Annotated in this window: 5 protein-coding genes; 4 read left to right on the forward strand and 1 reads right to left on the reverse strand. The window is 68.0% G+C overall.

From position 1 onward, the window contains the following. Positions 1-48 precede the first annotated feature (48 nt). Positions 49-504, reverse strand: a complete 456-nt coding sequence (locus tag N7590_RS01325) for a MarR family transcriptional regulator (protein WP_164243011.1) — start codon at positions 502-504, stop codon at positions 49-51. Between the two features lie 691 nt (positions 505-1195). Here N7590_RS01325 and folE point away from each other — a divergent pair. From folE to N7590_RS01345, 4 genes are all read left to right on the forward strand, one after another. Beyond that, positions 1196-1807 (forward strand): GTP cyclohydrolase I FolE, encoded by a 612-nt coding sequence (gene folE, locus N7590_RS01330; protein ID WP_004141296.1) that lies wholly within the window; start codon positions 1196-1198, stop codon positions 1805-1807. Between the two features lie 112 nt (positions 1808-1919). Beyond that, positions 1920-3389 (forward strand): DUF3375 domain-containing protein, encoded by a 1470-nt coding sequence (locus N7590_RS01335; protein ID WP_014039010.1) that lies wholly within the window; start codon positions 1920-1922, stop codon positions 3387-3389. Beyond that, positions 3376-4077 (forward strand): DUF4194 domain-containing protein, encoded by a 702-nt coding sequence (locus N7590_RS01340; RefSeq protein WP_164242764.1) that lies wholly within the window; start codon positions 3376-3378, stop codon positions 4075-4077. The genes N7590_RS01335 and N7590_RS01340 overlap by 14 nt, the downstream gene beginning before the upstream one ends. 16 nt (positions 4078-4093) lie before the next feature. Beyond that, the coding region (locus N7590_RS01345) for an SbcC/MukB-like Walker B domain-containing protein (protein WP_279934994.1) at positions 4094-7440 on the forward strand (3347 nt) is incomplete at its 3' end.

Genomic DNA, 7440 nt, shown 5'->3' on the forward strand with positions numbered 1-7440 from the left:
AAGCCGCTGGCGTGTGCACGGCAGCGGCGGGGTTCGGGGGCAGCGGTCTTACGTAATGCGGTCGGCGGCCTCGGCCAGCAGGCGCCATGCCTTCAGCACGGCGTGCAGTTCATCGATGGAAAGCTCGCCGAACACGTCCTGGCGCAGGCCGATCAACTGGTCTTCCAGCTCGCTGACCAGGGCCTGGCCGGCGTCGGTCAGCCACAGCAGGTTGGCGCGGCGGTCGCTGGCGTCGCTCTCGCGGCGGACCAGGTCGCTGGCGCACAGCTTGTCCAGCAGGCGCACCAGCGAAGGCCCCTCCATGCCCAGCTGCTGGGCCAGCGCCACCTGCCGGATGCCGCCGCCGGAGCGGCCGATCATCAACAGAGGCATGGTGCAGGCGGTGGAGATCCCGTAGCTGCCGAGCCGGCTGTCGGCCAGGCGCTGCCACTGCCGCCCTGCGTACAGCAGGCCGGAGCTGAGCTGCATCTGCAGCACGGTGCGCTCGTCGAGGGGTCGGTCCATAAGAGATAGATAGGATACTACTAATTTCATTCCTATCAATGGATTTTTATGAATGGGGGAGTGTATTGAGGAAAGCGTTGCGCCACGTTGCTACGGGTGGGGCAGCGGGGGCCGGACGGGGCAGGACACGCCGTGAACCCCCCTCCGGGGTCCGGCCCAGCCGCTGGCGGCTGTGCGTTCGGGCGCTTGCGAGGCATGCCTCGCGGGCAAAGCGCCCTCACCCCTGGGGGCTCGGCCGCGGCATCCATGCTGCGGACGGTCCTGCCCCGCCCGGCCCCCGCCACCCTCCCATCACCCCGCGGGCGCGGTGGGTTGGCTCTTTAAAGGCAAGGGCAGAAGCAGTGCGGACCAAGGGCCGCACCCACCAAAAACAGAAAACTCCGCAGCAGCGGCACGCTGCTTCCGAAGCCATGAACCCCAGCTTTTGCCCCTGCTTTCGGGTGGTCCGGCCGCGCCCGCAGGAAATTGTCGGGGAGGGGGAGGGGCAGGCCGGGCAGGACCGTCCACGGCATGGATGCCGTGGACGAGCCTACAGGGACGTACTTGCGGCGTGTCCTGCCTGGCCTGCCCCTCCCCCTCTCGCTCAGCTGCAACGAGGCGCCGGAAGAACCGCCCGATGAACCGTCCCAACAGGACGACCCACCCCCCGGTCGGGTACGATGCTCGCCCCCCGTTCGGGACGCTGTACGCAATGAGCAAGAACAACGAAAAGGCCGCCCCGCAGGGCGACGTGACCCAGGACCAGGCCGAGGATGCCGTGCGCACCCTGCTGCGCTGGGCCGGTGAGGACCCGTCCCGTGAAGGCCTGCTGGATACCCCCCGCCGCGTCGCCGAAGCCTATGGCGACTGGTTCAGCGGTTACCGCGACGACCCGCGCGCCTACATGGAGCGGACCTTCGAGGAAGTGGCCGGCTATGACGAACTGATCGTCCTGCGTGACATCGAGTACGAAAGCCACTGCGAACACCACATGGCGCCGATCATCGGCCGCGTGCACGTCGGCTACCTGCCGGCCGGCAAGGTGGTGGGCATCAGCAAGCTGGCCCGCGTCGTCGAAGCCTACGCCCGCCGATTCCAGGTGCAGGAGAAGATGACCGCGCAGATCGCGCAGTGCATCCAGGATGTGCTGCAGCCGATCGGTGTCGGCGTGGTCGTCGAAGGCGCCCACGAGTGCATGACCACCCGCGGCATCCACAAGCGCGGTGTCAGCATGGTCACCTCCAAGATGCTGGGCAGCTTCCGCGACGACGCGCGTACCCGCGCCGAGTTCCTGCGCTTCATCGAAGTGGGCGGCAAGCGCTGAGCCGCTTGCCCGCACCCCGCCGGCCCCTGCGGGCCGGCATGCCCACGGCTGCCCGCGCGGCAGCCGTGCGTGGTGGCTCGTCCCTGTCAGCCCTACAGACCTCTTTCGCTGCATGAAGCATCGCGAACGCATCTCCCGTTACCGTCATCTGCGCGAACAGCCCCAATGGAAGCTGCTCGCCGCTGACCACGCCCCGGAAATCATCGGCCTGCTGCAGGGGCTGCTGATGGACGGCGAGCGCACGCTGTCGTCGTCGGTGCTCAACGAGCGCCTGCAACGCGCGCTGGACCAGCTCAACGGCGACGAACTGTCGCGCGACCTGCCGCGTACCGCGCAGGCCTACATCGCGCACTGGCTGGCCCAGGGCTGGCTGGAACGCCGCCTGCCCGAGGGTGCCGACCAGGAACAGTACGAACTGTCGACCGCGGCGCTGCAGGCGATCCGCTTCGCCGATGGCCTCGAGCAGGCCCGCGTGGCGGCCACCGAAAGCCGCCTGGCGCTGGTCATCGAACAGCTCTCGCAGCTGGCCGCGCAGACCGAATCCGATCCGGACGCGCGCCTGTCGGCGCTGCGCGACGAGCGTGACCGCATCGATGCCGAGATCGCCCGCGTCGGTGCTGGCCGCGTGATCGCGCTGGATGGCAAGCGCGCGCTGGAACGTGCGCGCCAGATCATCGGCCTGGCCGACGAACTGACCGAAGACTTCCGCCGCGTGCGCGACGACTTCGAGCAGCTCAACCGCGATTTCCGCGAACGCATCATCGATGATGAAGGCGAACGTGGCGACGTGCTGTCCCAGCTGTTCGAGGGCGTGGACGTGATCGGCGAGAGCGATGCCGGGCGCAGTTTCCAGGCCTTCTGGCGCCTGCTCAACGACGCCGAACAGAGCGCCCAGCTCGATGCCGCGCTGGAAGCAGTGCTGGCACGCGGCTTCGCGCGCCGCCTGGACCGCAACGAACGCAACTTCCTGCGTGGCTTCACCAGCACCATGCTGGAACGCGGCGGCCAGGTGCACGATGTGCTGCAGAACTTCGCGCGCAGCCTGCGCGGCTTCGTGCAGAGCCGTGGCTACCTGGAACAGCGCCGCCTCAACCAGCTGCTGAAGCAGGCGCAGTCCGAAGCGCTGGCGCTGCGCGACGAGTTCCCCGCACAGCGCGGCATCGGCCGTGACCTGCAGCTGACCACCAGCCGCCTGCGCTCGTGGTCGCAGTGGAAGCTGCATGATCCGCGCAGTGCCCAGGTCGATGGCAACGTCGAGTACAACGACGCCGCCGCGATCAGCCTGGAGAGCGTCGGCGACCTGGTCGCTTCGTCCGAAATCGACTTCCGCACCCTGCGCCGCGACCTGCACGACCTGCTCGATGCACAGCCGCGGCTGAGCATCGCCCAGGCCCTGTCGCAGCGCGAGGCGCCGCAGGGTCTTGGCAGTGTCATCGGCTACCTGTCGCTGGGCACGCGCTTCGGCAACGTGGTCGCCGGCGAGCAGGAGCTTGCGCAATGGCGTGGTGGCGACGGCCAGGTCCGTCGCGCCCGCATCCCGCTGGTTTGGTTCACCCAGGAGAGACGCCATGAGCTGGCATGAAGATCCGATCGACGCACCGCAGGCCGACGTGGCGGAAGACGCCTACGAGGCCGAGCCGGTGGCGAGCGTGGCGCAGCCCCGCCGTGGCAACGACGTGTACTACCTGGGCGACACCGGGCGCCTGCCGCTGGATGCGCGCCGCGCGCTGTGCCAGCTGCTGATCGGCCCCAGCATCGACCAGCTGCGCCACGCCAAGCTGTGGCCGGCGCTGATCCGCAGTGAAGCCGCCATTCGCTCCGCGCTGGCCGATCTGTTCCTGGAACTGGTGCTGGACCGCGACAGCGGCGTGGCCTTCACCCGCCAGGCCGACACCGAAGACGTTGATGCACCGGTACTGCTGCGCACCTCGCCGCTGACCTTCATCGACTCGGTGCTGCTGCTGTACCTGCGCCAGCAGCTGGCCGAGGCCGACGCGCGCGGCAACCGCGCGGTGGTCGCCGACGCCGAGATGGCCGAAGCGCTGGCCATCTACGAAAAGAACCTGTCCACCGACCGCGCCGGCTTCAATCGCCGCGTCGCCTCGGCGGTGCAGAAGATGAAGGACAACCACATCCTGACCCGCCTCAGCGGCCAGGACGACCGCCACGAAGTCTCGCCGGCGCTGAAGCTGCTGTTCTCCGCCGAAGACGTGTCCCAGCTTTCGGCGGTCTACCGCCAGCTGCGCGAAACCCCGGCCGCCGAGGCCTGAGAGACCCGACCATCGCATGGCTATCTCCAAGCACACTCCCGCCCTGTTCAACGAAGGCCTGCCGGACCCGCGCCTGCAGCAGTTCCGCATGCGCCGCCTGCAGGTGCACAACTGGGGCACCTTCAACGGCCTGACCGAGGTACCGATCGCCGAGCGCGGCTTCCTGTTCGTCGGCCGCTCCGGCTCGGGCAAGTCGACCCTGCTCGATGCCATGTCCGCGCTGCTGACGCCGCCGGCCATCGTCGACTTCAACGCCGCCGCGCGTGAAGCCGAGCGCAGTGGCCGCGACCGCAACCTGGTGTCCTACGTGCGTGGCGCGTGGGCCGACCAGCAGGACAGCGGCACCGGCGAAATCGCCACTCAGTACCTGCGCAAGGGCGCGACCTGGACCGCGCTGGTGCTGGAGTACCGCGCCGGCGATGGCCGCGTGGTCAGCCTGGTGCGCCTGCTGTGGATCTCCGGCAACGGCACCTCGGCCGGCGACGTGCGCAAGCACTACATGATCGCCGAGCGTCCGTTCGACATCGCCAAGGATCTCGGTGGGTTCGACCTGGACCTGCGCAAGCTCAAGCAGAAGCTGTCCGACCTGCACCACTTCGACACCTTCTCCGGCTACGCCGAGCGCTTCCGCGACCTGCTCGGCATCGACAACGAGATGGCACTGCGCCTGCTGCACAAGACGCAGTCGGCGAAGAACCTGGGCGACCTCAACGTCTTCCTGCGCGACTTCATGCTCGACACGCCGAAGACCTTCGACGCCGCCGAGCGCCTGGTCAGCGACTTTGCCGAGCTCGATGGCGCGCACCAGGCGGTGGTCACCGCCCGCCGCCAGGTGGAAACCCTGCTGCCGGCGCGCGCCTACTACAACGATCTGAAGGAAATGCACCGCCAGCGCGGCGACGACGAAGCGCTGAAGCTTGGCGTCGACAGCTTCCGTGAAAGCCGCCGCCAGGCGCTGATCGAAGCGCGCCTGCGCGAAATGGATGTGCGTGACCGTGGCCTGCTGGGCGAGGAAGCCCAGCGCCGCGCCGCGCTGGACAACCACACCGAGCGCCTGGCCGAACTGGAACTGCAGCGCCGCCAGCAGGGCGGTGAGCGCATCGAGGAACTGGAACGCGAGCAGGGCCGTGCCGAAGCCGAGCGTGACCGCCGCCAGGCCAAGCGTGACCAGGCCCAGGAAGCGGCTCAGCAATTGCAGGCCGAACTGCCCGGCGATGCCCACGGTTTCGCAGAGCTGGTCGAGCGTGCGCAGAACGAACTGCAGGACCGCCAGCGTGCCTCGGCGGCACTGGATGATGCGATCAGCGATCGCCTCGGTGGCAAGCGCGATGACGAGCGCCGCTTCGGCGAAGTGCGCAGCGAGCTGGAGGCGATGCAGCGCACGCCGTCCAACATCCCGGCGCCGATGCAGAAGCTGCGCGCGCGCCTGGCCGAGGAAACCGGCATTGCCGAAGCGGCGCTGCCGTTCGTCGGCGAGCTGATTCAGGTCCGCTCGGAAGAGCAGGGCTGGCAGGGCGCCATCGAGCGCGTGCTGGGCGGCTTCGCGCTGTCGCTGCTGGTCGATGACAAGCACTACAACGACGTCGCGGAGTGGGTGAACCGTACCCACCTGGGCATGCGCTTCACCTACTACCGCGTGCGCCGCAACGATGATGCGTTTGCCCGAGAGCCGTCGGCGAAGTCGCTGCTGCACAAGCTGGAACTGCGCGAGCACGTGTTCGAAAGCTGGCTGCGCCGCGAGCTGGGCAAGCGCTTCGACTACGAATGCGTGGACGCCAAGCAGCTGCGCAACGTCGACCGCGGCATCACCCGCGAAGGCCAGGTCAAGCATCCGGGCGATCGTTTCGAGAAGGACGATCGCAGCGCCGTCGGCGATCGCCGCCGCTGGATCCTCGGCTTCAACAACCACGACAAGGTGGGTGCCTTCGAGCGTGAAGCCCAGGAACTGGCCAAGCGCATCGCCAGCTGCGAAACCGATATCGCGCGCCTGCGCGGCCAGCGTGACCGCGACAACGAGCGTCGCCTGGCCTGCCACGAACTGGTGAGCATCAGCTGGAACGAGATCGACATCGCCGCCCCGCAGCAGCGCCTGAGCGATATCGAGGCCACCCTGCGCGACCTGCGCGAAGGCAACGCCGACCTCGCCAAGCTGGCCAAGCAGATCGACGCCGTGCGCGCCGACATCGAGCAGTCCCGCCGTACCTATGAAGACGTCCGCGTCGAGCGTGGCCAGCTGGTAAAGGAACGTGACCGCCTCGACCGCGCGCGCCAGCAGAGCCGTGCACTGGTGCTGCCGAGCCTGGCTCAGGAGCAGGAGGCCGGCCTGGCCGAGCGCCTGCAGGAGCAGGGCCCGCTCAGCCTGGAAACGCTGGAAGCGCACATGCGCCAGGTCAGCAATGCGCTGAATGAACAGTTGTCGTCGTCGCAGCAGGACCTGAACCGCATCGAGAACCAGCTGATCGGCTGCTTCCGTCGCTTCATCCAGCAGTGGCCGGAGGAGTCGGGTGACTTCACCGTGTCGGTGGCCTCGGCCGAGGATTTCCTCGCCCGTCTCGAACGGCTGGAGCGTGATGGACTTCCGCAGCACGAAGAACGCTTCTTCGACCTGCTGCAGAACCAGAGCAAGAACAACCTGCTGGCCCTGCAGCGGCACAGTGCAGAGGCCCGCAAGTCGATCGGCCAGCGCCTGGACGAAGTGAATGCCAGCCTGGAACAGGTGCCGTTCAACCGCGGCACGCTGCTGACCATCGAGCTGAGCGACCGCCGCCTGCCGGAAGTCGGCGAGTTCCACCTGCAGCTGCGCGAAGTGCTGTCGCAACAGCAGACCGAGCAGCGCGAGCTGGCCGAATCGCAGTTCACCGTGCTGCGCCAGCTGGTCAACCGCCTGGGCTCGCAGGAAGGCGAGGACAAGCGCTGGCGCGAGCTGGTGCTGGACGTGCGCATGCACGTGGAGTTCATCGGCGTCGAACTGGATGCGGAAACGCGCCAGCAGGTCGAGATCTACCGCAGCGGCGCCGGCAAGTCCGGTGGCCAGCGCCAGAAACTGGCCACCACCTGCCTGGCCGCAGCACTGCGCTACCAGCTCGGCGGCGCCGACAGCCAGCTGCCGAGCTACGCCGCGGTGGTGCTCGACGAGGCCTTCGACAAGGCCGACAACGAGTTCACCGCACTGGCGATGAACATCTTCGACAATTTCGGCTTCCAGATGGTGGTGGCCACCCCGCTGAAGTCGGTGATGACGCTGGAACCGTTCATCGGTGGCGCCTGCTTCGTCGAGATCAGCGGTCGCCACGACTCCGGCGTGTTGCTGATCGAGTACGACGAAGAAGGCAAGCGGCTGAAGCTGCCGGAGCGCAGCCGCCA

Source organism: Stenotrophomonas sp. GD04024 (genome assembly GCF_029837545.1).
Lineage (GTDB): Bacteria > Pseudomonadota > Gammaproteobacteria > Xanthomonadales > Xanthomonadaceae > Stenotrophomonas > Stenotrophomonas forensis.

What these genes read in the sequence shown, in the direction of transcription:
- folE (WP_004141296.1), top strand. Translation starts at nt 1,196, where the DNA reads ATGAGCAAGAACAACGAAAAGGCCGCCCCGCAGGGCGACGTGACCCAG.
- N7590_RS01335 (WP_014039010.1), top strand. Translation starts at nt 1,920, where the DNA reads ATGAAGCATCGCGAACGCATCTCCCGTTACCGTCATCTGCGCGAACAG.
- N7590_RS01325 (WP_164243011.1), bottom strand. Translation starts at nt 504, where the DNA reads ATGGACCGACCCCTCGACGAGCGCACCGTGCTGCAGATGCAGCTCAGC.
- N7590_RS01340 (WP_164242764.1), top strand. Translation starts at nt 3,376, where the DNA reads ATGAGCTGGCATGAAGATCCGATCGACGCACCGCAGGCCGACGTGGCG.